We start from the raw sequence: 19,676 nt of genomic DNA, 5'->3' as shown, positions 1-19,676 counted from the left end.
ACATATTTTTCTTAAGTAAAACTTTCGTTTTAAAATAAGAATTTTTTCAATCTTTTTATATATTTTTTTTTGATATAATTCGAAAAAATAAAGTGTAAGTCATAAGGACAAGAGATGAATAAAGTAGAATTATTAAGCCCAGCTGGAAATTTAGAAAAATTGAAAATTGCATTTGCATATGGAGCAGATGCAGTATATGGTGGGGTTAGTCATTTTTCTTTAAGAATAAGAAGTGGAAAAGAGTTTACTTTTGAAAGTTTTAAAGAGGGAATTGATTATGCTCATTCTATGGGTAAGAAAGTCTACGCTACAATAAATGGTTTCCCTTTTAACTCACAAATTGAGCTACTTAAAAAACATATTGTAGATATGGCAGCTTTGGAACCAGATGCACTAATTGTAGCAGCTCCAGGTGTTGTAAGACTTTGTAGAGAGTTAGCTCCTCATATACCTATTCATCTATCAACCCAAGCAAATGTTATGAACTATTTAGATGCACAAGTTTATTATGATATGGGTGTAAGAAGAATAATTGCTGCACGTGAAATTAGTCTAAAAGATGTAACAGAGATAAAAAAACATCTTCCTGAGATGGAAATAGAGATTTTTGTTCATGGCTCTATGTGCTTTGCATATAGTGGAAGATGTTTAGTTAGTGCTGTACAAATGGGAAGAGTTCCAAATAGAGGAAGCTGTGCAAATGATTGTAGATTTGAGTATACACTATATGCTGCCAATGAAGACCATGGGACAATGTTTAGACTTGAAGAAGAACCAGGTGTTGGAACATATATCTTTAATGCAAAAGATATGAACTTAGCTAGTCATGTTGATGAAATATTAAAAAGTGGAGCGGTTGATTCTATAAAGATAGAAGGAAGAACAAAATCACCTTATTATGCTGCAGTTACAGCAAATACATATAGAATGGCTATTGATGATTTTTACTCAAACAGTTTTGAAGCAGATAAATACCAAAGAGAATTAGCAACTACAAAAAATAGAGGTTTTACTGATGCATATTTGATTCACCGGCCTTTTGAGAGAGCAGATTCTCAAAACCATGATTATGCCTTAAGTAAAGGAACTTTTGAAGTAAGTGGTCTTGTATGTGAAGATGAAGAGCATTTTTTATGTAAATATAAAACATACCCAAATGAAGAGATAGAGATTTTTGCTCCTTTAAACACTAAAATTGAAGAAGTAGATAATGATATAGGAAGAATATATTTAAAAGGTGGGATTTATTATATAAGCTTTAAAAAGATTTTAACTGAGACTGATAAAGAATTAGATTCAGTTCATAGTGGTAATATCAATAAAATAAAGTTACCAGGACGGTTACCATATTTGACGATGTTTAGAGTGGAAAATGAAGAGATAGTTGAGTAAATAGGTTTATTTACTCATATCAATTATAAAATAGTTTTTTCCCTCTTTATATTCATAAAGAAATTTAAACCCATGAAGTTCAACGCTTGTTTTGACAATATATAAACCCAAACCAAAGCCATCTTTTCTTTTCTCTTCTTGTGAAAAAGGTTCTGTGTAGTAATTTAAATCATGTTTTAGTTTTTCACCTTTTGATATAACTTCTATTTTTCTTTTTGTGGCTATTAACGTAGCATGACTATTTGGTGAAAATTTAATTGCATTATCTATTAAGTTTTTTATTGTAATTGAAAATAGTGAAATATCTACTTTGAGATTAAAATCACTTATCTTGCTGCTAATTGAATTTGCATCTATCATCATGATATTTATTGCATTTTTGTATATTTTAAAAAATGTAGTATTTTCTTTATAGATAACAGACATATTTGAAGAGAGTTTTTCAACTGTTGCTAACTCTTTAATAATACTATTCATTCTCTCAAATGCACGTACTAAAATCTCTTTATTTTTATCATCATCTAAAGATTCAACAATAAACATAGCCTTTGTTATTGGAGTTTTAAGCTCATGCATCATATTTCTCATAAAAAGATTTTTTGAATCAGTTAAGTTATTGATATGAGTGATTGCATTATTGAAGCTTTTTGCAATTTTTCCTATTTCGTCGTTATTTGTAAAATCAAGTTTTATATTTTTGTCACCATTAGAGAATTTTTGGATTTGTTTATCTAAAGTTCTAAGTGGTGTAAATTTTTTTCTTATGGCAAAGTAGAGTGCTAAAAATATCGTAATGGCAAATAAATATACTATTAGGGCTATACTTCTGTTGTATGGTTGTGGCTTTAAATCTTCAAGCAGAATGTTATAACTCATTTTTTGAACATAAATATAGTACTTATTGTACATCTCGTAAATTCTTACTCTTCCAAGAGATGTCTCTTGATACATAAGCTCTTTTGCATTATTGATTACATCTAGTTTTTTTAATCTATCTTCTACTGAAGTTACTTGAAATTGTGAATATATATTTTTTAATTGGTCATTAGTAGGTAGTAAATTAAAGTTATTTAAAACACTATTTGCAATAATACTATATCTTTGTGTTCTCTCTTGGGTAGATTTCTCTTTATCTAATTTCACAAAAAATAAAAATGTGGTTGTAATTGCAGCAAGTGCTAATACAAATATAATATTTATAAAGGCTGTAATAGAGACATTTTTCATATAGATAGTTGGTATCCTATACCTCTTACTGCTTTAATGTAAGTTTTTGTATTATCCACACGGGCAATCTTATTTCTAATTCTTGAAATCATAACATCAATATTTTTTAAACTACTATCATCTTCTATGTGTAAACTATCATATATGAAGTCTTCTCTTGCTACAACTCCACCTTTTCTTTGTATAAGAAGTTTTAATATATCAAATTCTGCCATAGTTAAATCTAACAGTGCATCTTGAAAATATATTTTCATATCTTCACTTTTTAATTCAAAAATAGAATTTTCACTTTTTTTAGCCGGTTCAACATTTAGTCTTTTTAAAATAGCTTTTATTCTAGCTTGAAGTTCTCTTGGATTATATGGTTTTGGAAGATAATCATCTGCTCCACGTTCTAATCCCATAACCTTATCCAATATATCATCCCTAGCACTTGAGATTATAATAGGAATATCTGATGAGGCTCTTATTTTGGGAATAAGCTCTAATCCATCTATTTCAGGAAGAGTCAAATCAAGAATCAAAAGCTTATAGTTTGAATCAGTTTTAATCATAGATAACCCAGTGTATGGGCTATCTGTATTTACAACTTCTATATCGAAAGATTTTAAATAGTTTGTGATGATTTCAGCTAGTTCTAAATCATCTTCAATCATTAATACTTTAATTATGGGAAATCCTTTATTTAATAACTAATAAAATAGTTTGTCCTTGTCTACTCACATAAACTCTTTTGTATTTATTATTATACTTTCTTATTGCCTCTTGTACATCAGGGAATCTAGTAATATTGATATCTTCTATTTGAATAATAACATCACCAGCTTGAAAACCTACTTTTTCTGCATCTGATTTAGGTTTAACATCTGTAACTAAAACTCCAACAATATTTCTAGGCAATCTAAATCTATCTATAATATTGTTATCTAAATCACTTAATTGTAGTCCACCTAAGATAGTTCCATTTACTGATTCACTTATAATTAGTCCATCTCTATTACCAAGTACTGCGTTTATAGTAATGTCTTTTTTATCTCTTTCTAGTTTGATAACAATTTTTTCATTTGGTTTAAAACCTGCGATTGTATTTTGTAAAGCAGCTCTATCTTTAATAGCCTTGTTATTAATAGCAAAAATTAAATCACCCCTTTGAAGTTTAAATCTAGCAGCAGGTGTATCACGTCCTACTTCCATAATAAGTGCACCACTTTTATGATTATAAACCTTTGCAGACTCTTTTGTTAAGTTATTAATAACTACACCTAAATAACCCCTTGTAACTTTTCCTTCTTCTACAAGTTTTGTAGCTACTTCAATTACCATATCAATAGGAATTGCAAAACCAATTCCGTTGTTTCCACCACTTCTAGATATGATAGCACTATTTATTCCAATAAGTGCACCTCTACTATCAACTAAAGCCCCACCTGAGTTCCCTGGGTTTATAGAGGCATCTGTTTGAATAAAGTTTTCATATCTATTGATTCCAACTTGGTTTTTATTTAGTGCTGAGATAATTCCTTGTGTTACAGTTTCTCCTATACCAAAAGGATTACCAATAGCAAAAATAAGATCACCTATTTTTAAGTCTGTTGAGTGTGAAATTTTTATTGGAACTAAATTTTTAGCTTCAATTTTTATAACTGCTAAATCAGAATCAGCATCTCTTCCAACTAGTTTTGCTGTATATTCAGTTGTTTCACCTGAAAGTGTTACTGTGATTTCATCTGCATTTTCAATTACATGATTATTTGTAATAATATATCCATCTTTTGAAACAATAACTCCAGAACCTAAGGCTCTTTGGATTTTATTTTGTTTAAATTGATTCCCAAATTGATCACCAAAAAATCTTCTAAATAAAGGATCATTGAACATTTCCATTGGTAGATTTCCAACTTGGTTTGTCATATGTTTTTTTGTAGATATATTTACAACTGATAGCATTGAGTCTTTAATTGAATTATTAAATGACAAAATTTCATTTGCATTACTTGGAGAGACTCTTTGTGGATTTTCTTGTGCCATATTAAAATCAATGCTTTTTGCAAATAGATTTACTGCAAGAAGTGAAGAAATAATTAGTAGTTTGTTATTAAACATGAGAACATTTTTTATTTTCATGTGAATCCTTTTTATAATAGTTTATAATGAAATTCTAATTTTTTTATGTAAATGAAAGGTTAATAGTTTTGTTAATATTTGTTAATAAATCATGGGTTTCCCCCAAGATTTATTAAAGGTCAGTTTTTAAAACTGCACCGCTACTTGCATTTGTTACAAGGGCTCTGTATTGTCCTAACCACTTTGATGTTAAAGATTTTTTCAATGGAACAAATTCTGCTTTTCGTTTAGCAATCTCTTCATCAGATAAATGTACTTCTAAAATATATTGGTCAACATCAATATGAATCTCATCTCCATCTTTAAGTAATCCTATCATTCCACCTTCGGCAGCTTCAGGACTTACATGCCCAATACTTGCACCTCTAGTAGCTCCTGAAAATCTTCCATCAGTAATTAGTGCAACTTTATCTCCAAGACCCATTCCCATGATAAGTGAAGTAGGTGCTAGCATCTCTTGCATACCAGGTCCTCCTTTTGGACCTTCATATCTAATAACTACAACATCACCAGCCTTTACTTTTCCACCTAATATCCCAGCTATTGCTTCTGGTTGTCCATCAAAACATACAGCTTTACCAGTAAGTGCTCGTGCACCTGTAATACCAGCAGTTTTAATTACAGCACCTTGTTCTGCTAAATTACCATAAAGTATTGCTAATCCACCAACATTTGAGTATGGATTATCAATAGTGTGAATAATATTTGTATCTTTAATATAAGCATCTGCTATCTTTTCATATAAAGATTCTCCAGAGACTGTAAGGTTATCAATTAATATATCATCACCTCTTTTTGTCATCTCTTTCATAACAGCATTTACACCACCAGCTTTGTTTATATCTTCCATATGAACAGTAGATAAAGATGGAGAGATTTTAGCAATATGAGAAACTTTTTTAGAGATAGCATTGATATCACTTAATTCAAAATTAACACCAGCCTCTTTTGCAATAGCTAGCATATGTAAAACAGTATTTGAACTTCCACCCATTGCCATATCAACTGCAAAAGCATTTCTAACTGCATTTTCATTTAATATATTTGATAATTTGAATTTTTCTCTTGATTCATTATCTTTTGCAATCTCACATACTCTTCTCGCCGCTTTTCTATATAACTCTTCTCTTTCAGGAGTTAGTGCTAGAATTGTTCCATTTCCTGGTAGTGCAATCCCCATTGCTTCCATAAGTGTGTTCATTGAGTTAGCTGTAAACATACCAGAACATGAACCTCCACTTGGACAGGCATTACACTCAATATCTGTAAGTTCTTCTTCTGTCATATCACCTTTTTCAAACTTTCCAACAGCTTCAAATGCAGTTGCTAAGTCAATAGGTACACCATCTTTTGTGTGACCTTTAGCCATAGGACCACCTGAAACAAATACTGTTGGAACATTTACTCTAATTGCACCCATAATCATACCTGGTACGATTTTATCACAGTTTGGAATAGCTATCATTGCATCTAGTTTATGTGCATTCATAACTGTTTCAATAGAGTTTGCAATTAATTCTCTTGATGGTAGTGAAAATAACATACCATCATGTCCCATAGCAATACCATCATCTACACCAATAGTGTTAAACTCAAAAGGAACACAACCGTTTGCTCTTATCTCTTCTTTTATTATTTCTGCAACTTTGTTTAGAAAAAAATGTCCTGGGATAATTTCAATGAAAGAGTTTGCAACTCCAATAAATGGCTTACCAAAATCATCATCCTTTAGTCCCGTAGCTCTAAATAATGATCGATGAGGTGCTCTGTCATAACCTTTTTTTACTTCATCACTTCTCATATAAATCCTTAATATTTGTATATGAAAAGATTATATCAAAAAATTTGGAAAATAAAATTAAAAACTATTGACAAAGAATATTTTTTTTAATATAATTCCACTCCATTTTAAGAAATAACACTTCTTTGAATCTACCAAATAGTGCGAGTGTGGCGGAATAGGTAGACGCGTGGGACTTAAAATCCCATTCCGGTTTCGGAGTGTCGGTTCGATTCCGACCATTCGCACCACTATTATATAAATGTTAGAGAGTTGCCAGAGTTGGTCGAATGGACCGGTTTTGAAAACCGGCGAGGTTCACGCCTCCGAGGGTTCGAATCCCTTGCTCTCTGCCACTTACCTTTAATCATTTTCTTCTTATGTATAAAATGATTTTCCACTGGAGGTATAGCAAAGTTGGTAATGCCGTGGATTGCAAATCCACCATGCGTCGGTTCGAGTCCGGCTACCTCCTCCACTTTCATGTAACCTATTAGTTTAAAATCAAACAAAATTTATAATTTCACTTGTAATGTAAATACAATTTAAAGACTTGATTCGATATAATCACTCTATTAAATTAAAGAATAACGGATAATACTTGAATATATTAATAACAGGTGGCGCAGGATATATTGGTAGTCATGTTGCTAAACAATTATTAGAAACTACAACTTATAATATAGTCATATTAGACAACCTTTCAACAGGTAGTATAAAAACACTTGATACACTAAAAACAATAAGAGATTTTAAATTTATAGAGTTAGACTTAAAAGAGTTTGATAAAGTAAATAATGTATTAAAAGAAAATAATATAAATACAATCATGCATTTTGCAGCAAGTATTGTTGTACCTGAATCAGTTGAAAACCCTTTAAAATACTATATAAATAATACAGTAAATACTACAAACCTAATCAAATGTGCAGTTGAAAACAGTGTAAAAAAATTTATATTTTCAAGTACAGCTGCTGTTTATGGTGAGCCTACAAATATTCCACAAAATGGAATAGATGAAAAATACCCCACAAGTCCAATAAACCCATACGGTATGAGTAAGCTCATGAGTGAAAAAGTTTTACAAGATACTGCAAGTTTAAATGATAATTTTAAATACATGATATTTAGATATTTTAATGTAGCAGGAGCTGATATAAATTATGAAGATAATAAATTAACTCCAAGAATAGGTCAATCTTTTCCAAATGCAACGCACCTTATAAAAATAGCTAGTGAATGTGCTATGGGAAAAAGAGAAAAAATGTCTATATATGGTGATGATTTTGATACAAATGATGGCACTGGAGTTCGAGATTATATTCATGTGGATGATTTAGCTGATGCTCACATAAAAGCGATAAAATATCTTGATAATAATGCAAGCGAGATTTTCAATGCTGGATATGGGAAAGGTCATTCTGTAAAAGAAGTAATCGATGTAGCAAAAAAGGCTACAGATACTAATTTTAAAGTAGATATTACATCAAGAAGAGATGGTGACTCAGCTATGTTAGTTTCAGATAACAGAAAAATAAAATCAAAAATGTCTTGGGTTCCTAAATATGAAGATTTGGAATTGATATGTAAAAGCGCTTATGAGTGGGAGAAGAAACTGGGAGATATAAATTAAATGAAGATAGCAATAGCAGGGGCAGGGTATGTTGGCTTATCAAATGGTGTTTTATTATCACAACACAATGAAGTAGTTGCCCTTGATATTATTCCTGAAAAAATTGAGATGTTAAATAAAAAAATATCTCCAATAGAAGATAAAGAGATTGAAGAGTATTTAAAAAAAGATAATTTAAACTTCACTGCAACTTTAGATAAAGGAATAACTTATAAAGATGCTGATTATGTAATCATTGCAACGCCAACAGATTATGATCCAGAAACTAATTATTTTAATACAAAATCAATAGAATATGTTATCTCTGATGTTTTAAGTATAAATCCAAATACGACTATGGTAATAAAATCAACTATTCCAGTAGGTTATACAAAAATATTGAGAGAAAGATTTAATACAAATAATATTATATTCTCTCCAGAGTTTTTGAGAGAGGGACATGCTTTATATGATAACTTATATCCATCTAGAATTGTAGTTGGGGAGAAGTCTGAAAGAGCAACTCTATTTGCAAATTTACTAGTACAAGGTGCAAAAAAAGAGAATATTGATATTCTTTTTACAGACTCAACAGAAGCAGAAGCAATAAAACTTTTTGCAAACACATTTTTAGCCATGAGAGTTGCATATTTTAATGAGTTAGATTCTTATGCTCAATCTCACGATTTAGACACTAGACAAATAATAGAAGGTGTTGGATTGGATCCTAGAATTGGAACACATTACAATAACCCAAGCTTTGGTTATGGTGGATACTGTTTACCAAAAGATACTAAGCAATTAAGAGCTAACTATGCAGATGTTCCATCAAATCTAATCAATGCCATAGTAGAATCAAACTCTACAAGAAAAGATTTTATAGCAGATAGTATTATAAAGAAAGCTCAAGTTCTAACCCCTAACCATAAAGCCCTAACAACTACTATAGGTATTTACAGACTTGTTATGAAATCAGGTAGTGATAATTTTAGAAGTTCAGCAATTCAAGGAATTATGAAAAGAATAAAAGCAAAAGGAATCGAAGTAGTTGTTTATGAGCCAGTAATAACTGAAGATGAATTTTTCAATTCAAGAGTAATTAAAGATTTAGAAGAGTTTAAAAATATTTCTGATGTAATAGTAGTAAATAGATTAAGTGAAAATTTACTTGATGTAAAAGATAAAATCTATACAAGAGATATATTTAATAGTGATAGTTAAGAGGAATAAATTGAAAATATTAGTAACAGGAACAGCAGGTTTCATTGGTAGTCATTTAGCAATAAAACTGTTAGAACGAGGTGATGAGGTAGTAGGATTAGATAATATAAATGATTACTATGACCAAAATGTAAAATATGGGAGACTACAAAGAACAGGGATAATTGATTGTCTTGAAGATGGTAAAGAAATTCCATATGGGAAACTTATTACATCAAAGAATAATCCTAATTACAAATTTATAAAATTAAATCTTGAAGATAAAGAAGCAATGATACAGCTTTTTGAGCAAGAAAAGTTCAATGCAGTTTGTAATCTAGCAGCTCAAGCTGGAGTTAGATATTCTCTTACAAATCCTGATGCTTATGTGGATTCAAATATTATAGGATTTATGAATATTTTAGAAGCTTGTAGACATCATGGAGTTAAAAATTTATCTTATGCTTCAAGCTCATCTGTTTATGGATTAAACGAAGAGTTACCATTTTCTACAAATCATAATGTTGATCATCCTATTTCATTATATGCTGCAAGTAAAAAAAGTAATGAACTTATGGCTCATACCTACTCACATCTTTTTGATATCTCAACTACAGGACTTAGGTTTTTCACAGTTTATGGACCATGGGGAAGACCCGATATGGCACTTTTTCTTTTTACAAAAGCTGCACTTGAAGGTAATCCGATTGATGTTTTTAATAATGGAGATATGTTAAGAGATTTTACATATGTGGATGATATTGTAGAAGGAGTGATAAGAGTTATTGATAATCCTGCTAAAGCAAATAAAAGCTGGGATAAAAAAGAACCTTCAACTTCATCTGCACCATACAAAATTTATAATATAGGAAATAATAATCCTGTAAAACTTATGGATTTTATTGAAGCTATAGAAAACAAACTAGGCAAAAAAATAGAAAAAAATATGTTACCCATCCAACCAGGAGATGTACCTTCAACTTATGCAGACGTACGTGATTTAGTTGAAGATTTAAATTATAAACCTGAAACACCAATACAAGAAGGAATTAACAACTTTATAGATTGGTATTTAGATTTTTTTAATGTGGAGCAAAACAATGACTGATAAAATATGTGTAATAGGTCTTGGATATGTAGGCCTACCTTTAGCTCATGCCTTTTCTGAAAAATATAAAGTAGTTGGATTTGATATTTCATCATGGAGAATTGACGAGTTACGAAATGGTTATGACAGAACATTAGAGTTAACTGAAGAGCAAGTAAAAGAAGCACTGAATAATAAAATGGAATTTACTTTAAACGTTGAAGATATTAAAGATTGCAACATTTACATTGTAACAGTTCCTACTCCAATTGATAAAAATAAAAGACCAGATTTAACACCACTTATTAAAGCTAGTGAAACTATTGGAAATATACTCAAAAAAAATGACATAGTAATATATGAATCTACAGTTTATCCTGGAGCTACAGAAGAAGACTGTGTTCCAGTTCTTGAAAAATTCTCAGGATTAGTCTTCAATAAAGATTTCTTTTGTGGTTACTCCCCTGAGCGAATCAATCCAGGAGATAAAGAACACACTGTTACGAAGATACTAAAAGTAACATCTGGAAGTACACCAGAAATTGGGAAAAAAGTAAATGAGCTGTATTCAAGTATTATCACTGCAGGAACCCATCTAGCTCCTACTATTAAAGTAGCAGAAGCTGCAAAAGTCATAGAAAATTCCCAAAGAGATATTAATATAGCATTTGTAAATGAATTAGCAATTATATTTAATAAATTAAATATAGATACAACTGCAGTGTTAGAAGCAGCAGGAACAAAATGGAACTTTTTGCCATTTAGACCAGGGCTTGTAGGAGGGCATTGTATTGGAGTTGATCCATATTATTTAACCCATAAGGCTCAACAAGTAGGCTATAATCCAGAGATTATTTTGGCAGGTAGAAGATTAAATGATAATATGGGTATTTATGTTGCTAACCAGGTAATTAAACTTATGATAAAAAAAGGTCATAAAATAGAGGGTTCAAAAGTATTAGTGTTAGGAATTACATTTAAAGAGAATTGTCCTGATATAAGAAATAGTAGAGTAATAGATGTGATAGAAGAACTTAGAGAATTTGGATGTAATATAGATGTTTATGATCCATGGGCTAATATCACTGATGTAAAACATGAGTATAACATAGAACTACAAAAAGAAATAAAAATAGATGAATATAAAGCTGTAGTTTTAGCTGTTGCTCATAAGGAGTTTAAAGAGTTCAAACTAAAAACAAATGATAATGTTGTATTTGATATTAAGTCTATTTTAAATGATACTGATGGCAGGTTATAAATAATATTTATAATATGAAATATTTTAAGTAATAAAAAATGAATTAACAGGAGAAAATAGTAATTGATTAAAAAATTAAATTATATTTTAACAAGGCGAGATAAAAAGTTTTTTATAGTGCTAATAGTATTTTCTATTTTTGTTTCATTAATTGAGGTAGTTGGTATATCTGCAATTATGCCATTCCTATCTATTGCAATTGATTTTAATTATATTCATACTAATGAATATTTATCAAAATTCTATAGTCTTTTAGATTTTAAAAGTGATGTTGATTTTATTCTTATTTTTGGAATATTTCTATTCTTATTTTATATTTTAAGAAGTGGTTTAAACATCTATTATACTTATCTTATGGCAAAATTTTCCCAAGGAAGATTTCATCTCATTGTTTATAGACTTTTTGAAAACTATATGGGAATGGCATATAAAGATTTTGTCAAAAAAAACTCTTCAAATTTGACTAAATCAATAGTATCTGAAGCAACGAATTTGTCCTCTTTATTATCGGCATTACTTCTTTTAATTAGTGAATTATTTATAATTCTTTTTATTTATATAATGATGTTATATGTAAATTATCAGGTTACCTTAGTATTGACTTTATTTTTATTTATTAATGGTTTTTTAGTATTAAAAACAATTTCTAATAGAATAAAAAAACATGGTATCAATAGATCAGAAATACTACAAAATTTTTATGAGGTTATTAATAAAAGTTTTGGGAATTTTAAATTAATAAAGTTACAAACTAATGATAAATTAGTTTTAAACGAATTTTCACATTCAAGTCACAGCTTTGCCAAAACAAATATTATAGCACAAACATTAATTCAAGTACCTAAATTTTTATTGGAAGCAATTGCTTTTGGACTTATAATACTTCTTGTACTTTATATGATTTGGATTTATCAATCAAATATATCTGAACTTATTGGTATTTTATCGATGTTTATATTAGCTTTATATAGGCTTATGCCTTCGGTTAATAGAATTATTAGTAGTTATAATAATATTTTATTTTCTTATAAATCACTTGAAATTATACATAATGATCTTATGTATGATAATGAAATATTGGGTAAAGATAATGTATCATTCAATAAAGAGATTAATATAATAAATATTAATTTTGAGTATGAAAAAAATAAGCCCATACTCTATAATCTTAACTTGAAAATTGAAAAAAATTCTAAAATTGCTTTTGTTGGTGAAAGTGGTGGAGGGAAAAGTACTTTAGTTGATATAATAATAGGACTATATAAACCTATTGCTGGAAAAATAGTTATAGATGGAGTGGAACTATCTGACACTAATATTAGAGATTGGAGAACAAAAATTGGTTATATTCCTCAGACTGTTTATTTATTTGATGGTACTGTATCACAAAATGTAGTTTTTGGAAATAAATATGATGAAAATAAAATAATTAGATGTCTAAAACAAGCTAAAATATATGAATTTTTATCAAATAAAGATGGTTTAAATACAATTGTTGGTGAAGGGGGTATCATGTTAAGTGGTGGACAAAAGCAAAGAATTGCAATGGCAAGGGCATTATACACTGATCCTGAAATATTAGTACTTGATGAGGCTACTTCTGCACTTGATAATGAAACTGAAGCTGAAATTATGGATGAAATTTATGATATAAGTAGAGGTAAAACATTAATTATAATTGCACACAGGCTAAGTACAGTTGAAAAATGTGATTACATTTATAAATTAAAAAATGGACAAATCATATATGAATAAAATTGTACCTAAAGTATTTTTTCCAGGTGATATAAAAAGTTTTTTGACATATGTCTTTTTAATATGGTTGTTGTTAGTAAATATTTACATGGAGTTTGATAATGAAAAAAATACCTTTTAATATACCTTTAGTTGTAGGTACGGAAGAAAAATATTTAAGAGAATTAATAATTAATAAAAAGTTATCTGGTGATGGTTCTTTTACAAAAAAATGTAATCAATGGTTTGAAGAAAATGCTATGGTAAAGAAGGTGTTATTAACAACATCTTGTACACATGCATTAGAAATGGCTGCTATTCTTCTTGATATAAAAAATGGTGACGAAGTAATTATGCCTAGTTATACATTTGTATCAACAGCAAATGCATTTGTTTTGAGAGGTGCAAAAATTGTTTTTGTAGATATTCGACCAGATACAATGAATATAGACGAAACTAAAATTGAACTAGCAATTACGGAAAAAACAAAAGTGATTGTTCCTGTTCATTATGCAGGGGTTGCTTGTGAAATGGATACTATAATGGCTATAGCAAAAAAATATAACTTGTTTGTAGTAGAAGATGCAGCACAAGGTATGATGGCTACATATAAAGGGAAAGCACTAGGAACAATTGGACATTTAGGAGCATATAGTTTTCATGAAACAAAAAATTATACTTCTGGAGAAGGTGGGTTACTTCTTTTAAATGATGAAAAATATATTCAACGGGCAGAAATTATTAGAGAAAAAGGAACCAATAGAAGCCAGTTTTTAAGAGGAGTAATTGATAAATATAGATGGGTAGATATTGGAAGTAGCTATTTACCAAGTGAATTAAATGCCGCTTATTTATATGCCCAATTAGAAAAAGCTGAAGAAGTTAATAGTCATAGATTGAAATTATGGAATGAATACTATAAAAATTTAAAAGATATTCATAAACTTGAGTTAGCTACTTTATTAAAAGATATAAAACATAATGCACATATGTTTTATATTAAGCTCAAAGATGACCGTCAAAGACAAGATTTAATATATCATTTGTCCTCACTTGAGATACAGTCAGTCTTTCATTATATTCCCTTACATCAATCACAAAAGTGTGCAAAGTATTTTGAATTTAGAGGTGAAGATAAATTTACAACTTCTGAGAGTGAAAGATTGTTAAGATTACCCATATATTATGAATTATCAATTGAAGATATAAAATATATATGTAATCATATAAAGGCTTTTTTTAATGCTTAAAATTGCTACACCTATTTCTCATTTATTTAATGATGTCCTATATGTACAAAAAATTATAGAAATATCTGATTGTCTAGAATGTAGAGATAGAACATTTGATAATATTAGTTCTAATCAAGAATTATTTCACTGTGAATTGGAACCGATACATATTTTAAAAGAAGAAGATTTTAAATACTTAGAAGATATAAAAAGTCAAAAAAAAGATTTGAAGCTTATTACATTTCATATGGCAACTAGTTGTACTCAACCTAAATTAGAATATACAAAAATCAAAAGTGGCATGTTTGAATTAGGTGGATATTCTTATAGTAAAGAGGAAATGCTTAATAATGCAAAAGATAATTTCAAAAAAATTAAGGATATATTTGGTGATGAAATTAAAATTGCAGTAGAAAATAATAATTATTATCCTACAGAAGCCTATAAATACATTACCGATGAAAACTTTATTAGTGAAGTTGTCAATAAAAATAATATATATTTTTTATTTGATATTGCTCATGCACAAGTAACAGCCCATAATAAAAGGATTAGTTTTGAAGACTATAAGAGTGGGTTACCTCTTGATAGAGTAGTACAATTACATATTTGTTCTCCTGATATAGATAGTATTTCTAATCTTGCATATGATGCACACAATTATCCTGATGAGTTTAAATTAAATGAAGTGAAAAATTTAATTAAGGAATATCCACATATTCAATATTTAACAGTTGAGTATTATCGAGATATTGAAAACTTAATCAAATCAATAAATAAATTTAAGGAAATGATATGAGTTATATAGAAAAAATGTTTAATCTAAATAATAAAGTTGTAATTGTTACTGGAGCATGTGGACAGCTTGGTAATAAGATATGTGAAGCATTTAAAAATAGTGAATCTATAGTAATTGGTATAGATACAAATACGGAAAATAATAAAATTGATGATGTAGAGTATTTTATAAATGATATTACAAAAAAAGAAGATACTCAAAAGCTATATGAATCAATAATTAAAAAGTACGAAAGAATAGATATTTTGATTAATAATGCTGGTGTTAGTACATTTGAAAATTTTGAAGAAAGACCTGAAGAGAGTTTTGATTGGGTAATGGATGTTAATTTAAAAGGAACATTTTTAGGAATTCAAACATATGTAAATCTTTTTGACCAGTATAAATCAAAGCAAGGTTCAATTATTAATGTTGGTTCAATTTTTGGTGTGGTCAGTCCTGATTTTAGAAACTATACTGATTTACCTAGAAAAAATTCTGAAGTTTACGGTGCAACAAAAGCAGGTGTGATTCAAATGACTAAGTATTTTGCGGTACATTTAGCAGAGAGAAATATTAGAGTTAATTGTGTGAGCCCTGGTGGTATATTTAATCCAAAAAACCCTCAAGGTGAAGGTTTTAGGGAAAATTATGCATTTAGAACACCAATGAAACGAATGGCAAATGATGAAGAAATGATTGGTGCAATTTTGTATCTCGCAAGTGATGCTGCAAGTTATACAACAGGGCAAAATGTAGTAATAGATGGAGGTTTAACAGCATGGTAATTAAAAATTTAAAAGAATATGGATTTAATACAGAAAATAGGACTTATGTAATAGCGGAAATTGGTATTAATCATAGAGGTAGTATTGAAGTTGCTAAGGCATTAATAGATTCAGCAGTTAGAGCTGGTGTTGATGCTGTTAAGTTTCAAACATATTTAACAGAAAAAAGAGCTCCAAAAGGTAATGATGAGATATTTAAGATATTAAAAGACTTAGAGTTATCATTTGAGACATTCAAAGAATTAAAAGAATATGCAAATCAATATAATGTTGATTTCTTTTCTACACCTTTTGATACAGAAAGTGTAGAATATCTGGAAAGTATAGGGACTGATCTTTATAAAATAGCATCATTTGATATAGTAAATCATAAACTTTTAAAAGATGTTGCAAAAACAGGTAAACCTGTTATTTTATCTGTTGGTATGTCAAATCTTGATGAGATTAAAGAAGCTTACAATATATTAAGTGAAGGAACTAAAAATATAGCTATTCTACATTGTATATCATCATATCCCACTGATGAAAAAGATGCAAAATTATCAAATATTTATAGATTGCAAAAAGAGTTTGATTGTATTGTTGGACAATCAGACCATACAAATGATATTTTTGTATCACTATGTGCTGTATCAGCTGGTGCACAAATTATTGAAAAGCATTATAAAATTGATGAAAGTTTTGAGTGTATTGATGCACCCGTTTCAATTACTGAAAATCAAATGAAAAAACTTATAGAAGAGACAAGAAGAATAGAAAAAACATTCGGTAATGAAGAATTTGGTGTAAGAGAAACAGAAACAGGGATAGTACAATTTAGAAGAAAAAGTTAATGGCATACTATACACAAGATCAACTCAAACAATTAGGTTTTAAGTATATAGGTGAAAATGTAAAAATAAGTGATAAAGCTAGTATTTATAACCACAATCAAATAGAAATAGGGGATAATTCAAGGATTGATGACTTTTGTATAATTTCTGGAAAAATAAGAATAGGAAGAAATGTCCATATAACACCTATGTGTTTGGTTGCTGGTAGTGAAAAAGGAATAGTTTTTGAAGATTTTACCACTATAGCTTATGGCGTTCAAGTTTTTACTCAGTCTGATGATTATAGTGGAAAAACTTTGACAAATTCAACTGTTCCTAAAGAGTACAAAAATGAATATAAAAAAGAAGTGATTCTTAAAAAATATACCATTGTTGGAGCGGGATCAATAATTATGCCAGGAGTAATTCTTGAAGAAGGAACTTCTGTAGGTGCAATGAGTTTAGTTTTAAAATCAACTGAACCTTGGGGAATATATATCGGAAATCCTGCAAAAAGATTAAAAGATAGAAAAACTGACTTGCAAGAACTTGAGAAACAATATTTAAAAAGTGAGAGTAAGAAATGATTACAAATTTTACAAAATCAAACGAGTTGAGAAAAAAAGCCCATGCACTTATTCCAGCAGGGGGACATACCTATACAAAAGGTGATGACCAGTTTCCAGAACTTAGTCCAGGTTTTGTTGTTAAGGGGAAAGGTGCAAGAATCTGGGATGTAGATGGAAATGAATTTATTGACTGGGGAATGGGACTTACCTCGGTATTACTGGGTCATGCATATGAACCAGTACTTGATGTGATAAAAAAAGAACTTGATAATGGTTGTAATTTTATTAAACCATCATTTATAGAGGCAGAAGTTGCAGAGCTTATGATTGAACAAATTCCAAGTGCTGAAATGGTTAAGTTTGCTAAAAATGGTTCAGATGGTACTACGGCAGCGGTAAAACTTGCACGAGCATATACTGGAAAAGATATTGTTCTTAGATGTGTTGATCAACCTTTTTTTAGTGTACATGATTGGTTTATGGGTAATACTGTAGTTGATTCAGGTATACCAGAATCAACAAAATCACTTACTAAAAATTTCAAATATAATGATATAGAAGATTTAAAAATAATAATAGATGAAAATAAACAACAAGGTATCGCCTGTGTTATTATGGAGCCTGCAGCAACAGAAGAACCTAATGAAGGCTATCTTCAATCTGTAAAAGATTTATGTGAAGCAAATAATATAATTCTTATTTTTGATGAAGTAGTTGCTGGATTTAGATTTCATCCAAAAGGTGCACAATATTTGTATGGAGTAACTCCACATTTGTCGACTTTTGGAAAATCAATGGCCAATGGTTTTTCAGTTTCAGCTGTTGTTGGTAAAAAAGAACTTATGGAGCTAGGTGGAATACAACATGATAAAGAAAGAGTTTTTTTACTCTCAACAACATATGGTGGGGAAACACATCATTTAAGAGCTGCACAAAAAACTATAGAACTTTTAAATCATAATAACTATGAAGTCACAAAACATATTTGGGCTACTGGTAAAAAGATAAAAGATAGTTTTAATAAGCTAGCTTCAACTCTTGGTATAGCACAGTTTATGAGGATAGAGGGAGTTGATTGTAGACCTCATTTTGTATTTTTAGATAAAGATGGGAATCTTGATATGTTACTTCGAACATTATTTTTGCAAGAAATGATAAAACATGGAGTTATGATGCAATTAGTTGTACCTTCTTTTAGTCACAAAGAGAGTGAAATAAGCCAAACACTAGAAGCTTTTGATAAAACACTCAAAGTACTACAATATGCTATAGAAAACAATAAAGTTAGAGAATTATTAGTAGGTAATCCCGTAAAGCCAGTATTTAGAAAGTATAACTAATGATTGTGGCAATTATACAAGCTAGGATGGGTAGTACAAGACTTCCTGGAAAAGTTTTAAAAGAAGTTAATGGGAAGCCACTTTTGGCATATCAGCTTGAGAGAGTTCAAAAATCTAAATTACTAAATGAATTGGTAGTTGCAACAAGCACTTTAGATAAAGATGATTCAATTGAAAGTTTTTGTAAAGATTTTGGAATAGATTGTTTTAGAGGAAGTGAAGATGATGTTTTAAGTAGATATTACGAGTGTGCAGTAAAGTATAATGTAGATACAGTAGTAAGATTGACAGCAGATTGTCCGCTATCTGATCCCGATATTATTGATGCTGTCATTCAAAAATTTTTAAATGATAAAGTTGATTATTGTGCAAACACAGTACCAGTTGAAACCGGTACATTCCCGGATGGTATGGATGTTGAAGTATTTAGTATGAAAGCTCTGAAAAGGGCAAAGGAAGAAGAAAAAGATGCACAATTTAGAGAACATGTAACATTCCAATTTTGGCAAACAGCTAGATATAAAACTAGTCAGCTAATAAGTGATCAAGATTACTCTAAATATAGGATTACTGTAGATTATGCAGAAGATTTTGAAGTCGTTAGTTATGTACTTGATGAATTGAAAAGAAGAGATTCTTTTGGACATCTTAATGAAATAGTTGATATAATCAACGAAAATCAAGAGATTATAAGAAAAAATAAAAAATACTATTTTGGTCAAGGATGGGCTTGAGAAGCT

The 19,676-nt window shown here is 29.5% G+C and carries 17 protein-coding genes and 3 tRNA genes; 16 read left to right on the top strand and 4 right to left on the bottom strand.

Annotated elements, in window-relative coordinates:
* The first annotated feature begins 114 nt into the window (after window positions 1–114).
* Entirely contained in the window at window positions 115–1,392 is a 1,278-nt protein-coding gene (locus Q0617_RS00435) for a peptidase U32 family protein (RefSeq protein WP_298749316.1), read from the top strand.
* A gap of 6 nt (window positions 1,393–1,398) precedes the next feature.
* Here Q0617_RS00435 and Q0617_RS00430 read toward each other — a convergent pair whose 3' ends face one another.
* The 4 genes from Q0617_RS00430 to ilvD all read right to left on the bottom strand — a co-directional run bounded on the left by Q0617_RS00430 (window position 1,399) and on the right by ilvD (window position 6,544).
* Window positions 1,399–2,619 (bottom strand): ArsS family sensor histidine kinase, encoded by a 1,221-nt coding sequence (locus tag Q0617_RS00430; RefSeq protein ID WP_298749314.1) that lies wholly within the window; start codon window positions 2,617–2,619, stop codon window positions 1,399–1,401.
* Window positions 2,616–3,290: a response regulator transcription factor gene (locus Q0617_RS00425; protein ID WP_298749433.1), complete on the bottom strand. Its 675-nt coding sequence runs from the start codon at window positions 3,288–3,290 to the stop codon at window positions 2,616–2,618. The genes Q0617_RS00430 and Q0617_RS00425 overlap by 4 nt, the downstream gene beginning before the upstream one ends.
* 10 nt (window positions 3,291–3,300) lie before the next feature.
* Window positions 3,301–4,743: a Do family serine endopeptidase gene (locus Q0617_RS00420; protein ID WP_298749312.1), complete on the bottom strand. Its 1,443-nt coding sequence runs from the start codon at window positions 4,741–4,743 to the stop codon at window positions 3,301–3,303.
* A gap of 112 nt (window positions 4,744–4,855) precedes the next feature.
* A complete protein-coding gene (gene ilvD / locus Q0617_RS00415; RefSeq protein WP_298749307.1) occupies window positions 4,856–6,544 on the bottom strand; it encodes a dihydroxy-acid dehydratase in 1,689 nt (562 codons plus the stop codon).
* Between the two features lie 143 nt (window positions 6,545–6,687).
* On the opposite strand from ilvD, the gene Q0617_RS00410 reads away from it, so the two are divergent.
* The 15 genes from Q0617_RS00410 to Q0617_RS00340 all read left to right on the top strand — a co-directional run bounded on the left by Q0617_RS00410 (window position 6,688) and on the right by Q0617_RS00340 (window position 19,670).
* Window positions 6,688–6,774: transfer RNA gene (locus Q0617_RS00410), tRNA-Leu, on the top strand.
* Window positions 6,775–6,790: 16 nt separating this feature from the next.
* A tRNA-Ser gene (locus Q0617_RS00405) sits at window positions 6,791–6,879 on the top strand.
* A 46-nt stretch (window positions 6,880–6,925) separates the two neighbouring features.
* A tRNA-Cys gene (locus Q0617_RS00400) sits at window positions 6,926–7,001 on the top strand.
* A gap of 123 nt (window positions 7,002–7,124) precedes the next feature.
* Window positions 7,125–8,156 carry a UDP-glucose 4-epimerase GalE gene (galE, locus tag Q0617_RS00395; RefSeq protein ID WP_298749305.1) on the top strand — a complete coding sequence of 344 codons (1,032 nt, stop codon included), beginning with the start codon at window positions 7,125–7,127 and terminating at the stop codon, window positions 8,154–8,156.
* The gene (locus tag Q0617_RS00390; RefSeq protein WP_298749303.1) at window positions 8,157–9,356 is read left to right on the top strand and encodes a nucleotide sugar dehydrogenase; all 1,200 of its coding nucleotides are present in this window, start codon (window positions 8,157–8,159) and stop codon (window positions 9,354–9,356) included. It abuts the gene before it with no gap.
* 10 nt (window positions 9,357–9,366) lie between these two features.
* Complete coding sequence (locus tag Q0617_RS00385) at window positions 9,367–10,443, top strand: NAD-dependent epimerase (RefSeq protein WP_298749302.1); 1,077 nt, start codon at window positions 9,367–9,369, stop codon at window positions 10,441–10,443.
* A complete protein-coding gene (gene tviB, locus Q0617_RS00380; RefSeq protein ID WP_298749300.1) occupies window positions 10,436–11,683 on the top strand; it encodes a Vi polysaccharide biosynthesis UDP-N-acetylglucosamine C-6 dehydrogenase TviB in 1,248 nt (415 codons plus the stop codon). Before Q0617_RS00385 ends, tviB begins: the two co-directional genes overlap by 8 nt.
* 63 nt (window positions 11,684–11,746) lie before the next feature.
* On the top strand, window positions 11,747–13,438 hold the full coding sequence (locus tag Q0617_RS00375) for an ABC transporter ATP-binding protein (RefSeq protein ID WP_298749297.1): 1,692 nt from the start codon (window positions 11,747–11,749) through the stop codon (window positions 13,436–13,438).
* 101 nt (window positions 13,439–13,539) lie between these two features.
* On the top strand, window positions 13,540–14,667 hold the full coding sequence (rffA, locus tag Q0617_RS00370) for a dTDP-4-amino-4,6-dideoxygalactose transaminase (RefSeq protein WP_298749295.1): 1,128 nt from the start codon (window positions 13,540–13,542) through the stop codon (window positions 14,665–14,667).
* Window positions 14,660–15,448: a DUF692 family multinuclear iron-containing protein gene (locus tag Q0617_RS00365; protein WP_298749293.1), complete on the top strand. Its 789-nt coding sequence runs from the start codon at window positions 14,660–14,662 to the stop codon at window positions 15,446–15,448. The genes rffA and Q0617_RS00365 overlap by 8 nt, the downstream gene beginning before the upstream one ends.
* Window positions 15,445–16,215, top strand: coding sequence for an SDR family oxidoreductase (locus Q0617_RS00360; RefSeq protein ID WP_298749290.1), 771 nt, complete (start codon window positions 15,445–15,447; stop codon window positions 16,213–16,215). Before Q0617_RS00365 ends, Q0617_RS00360 begins: the two co-directional genes overlap by 4 nt.
* Window positions 16,209–17,048, top strand: coding sequence for an N-acetylneuraminate synthase family protein (locus Q0617_RS00355; protein ID WP_298749288.1), 840 nt, complete (start codon window positions 16,209–16,211; stop codon window positions 17,046–17,048). The genes Q0617_RS00360 and Q0617_RS00355 overlap by 7 nt, the downstream gene beginning before the upstream one ends.
* Entirely contained in the window at window positions 17,048–17,614 is a 567-nt protein-coding gene (locus tag Q0617_RS00350; protein WP_298749286.1) for an acyltransferase, read from the top strand. Before Q0617_RS00355 ends, Q0617_RS00350 begins: the two co-directional genes overlap by 1 nt.
* Window positions 17,611–18,936: a glutamate-1-semialdehyde 2,1-aminomutase gene (locus Q0617_RS00345; RefSeq protein WP_298749284.1), complete on the top strand. Its 1,326-nt coding sequence runs from the start codon at window positions 17,611–17,613 to the stop codon at window positions 18,934–18,936. The genes Q0617_RS00350 and Q0617_RS00345 overlap by 4 nt, the downstream gene beginning before the upstream one ends.
* Window positions 18,936–19,670: a glycosyltransferase family protein gene (locus Q0617_RS00340; RefSeq protein ID WP_298749282.1), complete on the top strand. Its 735-nt coding sequence runs from the start codon at window positions 18,936–18,938 to the stop codon at window positions 19,668–19,670. The genes Q0617_RS00345 and Q0617_RS00340 overlap by 1 nt, the downstream gene beginning before the upstream one ends.
* The last annotated feature ends 6 nt before the right edge of the window (window positions 19,671–19,676 follow it).

Origin of the sequence: uncultured Arcobacter sp. (genome assembly GCF_937982575.1) — a bacterium.
In the GTDB taxonomy this organism is placed as follows: Bacteria; Campylobacterota; Campylobacteria; order Campylobacterales; family Arcobacteraceae; genus Arcobacter.
The sequence above is the reverse complement of the archived record's forward strand: the minus strand, read 5'-3'. Positions and strand labels throughout refer to the sequence as shown.

What these genes read in the sequence shown, in the direction of transcription:
- Q0617_RS00350 (WP_298749286.1), top strand. Translation starts at nt 17,048, where the DNA reads ATGGCATACTATACACAAGATCAACTCAAACAATTAGGTTTTAAGTAT.
- rffA (WP_298749295.1), top strand. Translation starts at nt 13,540, where the DNA reads ATGAAAAAAATACCTTTTAATATACCTTTAGTTGTAGGTACGGAAGAA.
- ilvD (WP_298749307.1), bottom strand. Translation starts at nt 6,544, where the DNA reads ATGAGAAGTGATGAAGTAAAAAAAGGTTATGACAGAGCACCTCATCGA.
- Q0617_RS00365 (WP_298749293.1), top strand. Translation starts at nt 14,660, where the DNA reads ATGCTTAAAATTGCTACACCTATTTCTCATTTATTTAATGATGTCCTA.
- Q0617_RS00435 (WP_298749316.1), top strand. Translation starts at nt 115, where the DNA reads ATGAATAAAGTAGAATTATTAAGCCCAGCTGGAAATTTAGAAAAATTG.
- Q0617_RS00390 (WP_298749303.1), top strand. Translation starts at nt 8,157, where the DNA reads ATGAAGATAGCAATAGCAGGGGCAGGGTATGTTGGCTTATCAAATGGT.
- Q0617_RS00340 (WP_298749282.1), top strand. Translation starts at nt 18,936, where the DNA reads ATGATTGTGGCAATTATACAAGCTAGGATGGGTAGTACAAGACTTCCT.
- Q0617_RS00345 (WP_298749284.1), top strand. Translation starts at nt 17,611, where the DNA reads ATGATTACAAATTTTACAAAATCAAACGAGTTGAGAAAAAAAGCCCAT.
- tviB (WP_298749300.1), top strand. Translation starts at nt 10,436, where the DNA reads ATGACTGATAAAATATGTGTAATAGGTCTTGGATATGTAGGCCTACCT.
- Q0617_RS00430 (WP_298749314.1), bottom strand. Translation starts at nt 2,619, where the DNA reads ATGAAAAATGTCTCTATTACAGCCTTTATAAATATTATATTTGTATTA.
- Q0617_RS00420 (WP_298749312.1), bottom strand. Translation starts at nt 4,743, where the DNA reads ATGAAAATAAAAAATGTTCTCATGTTTAATAACAAACTACTAATTATT.
- Q0617_RS00360 (WP_298749290.1), top strand. Translation starts at nt 15,445, where the DNA reads ATGAGTTATATAGAAAAAATGTTTAATCTAAATAATAAAGTTGTAATT.
- Q0617_RS00355 (WP_298749288.1), top strand. Translation starts at nt 16,209, where the DNA reads ATGGTAATTAAAAATTTAAAAGAATATGGATTTAATACAGAAAATAGG.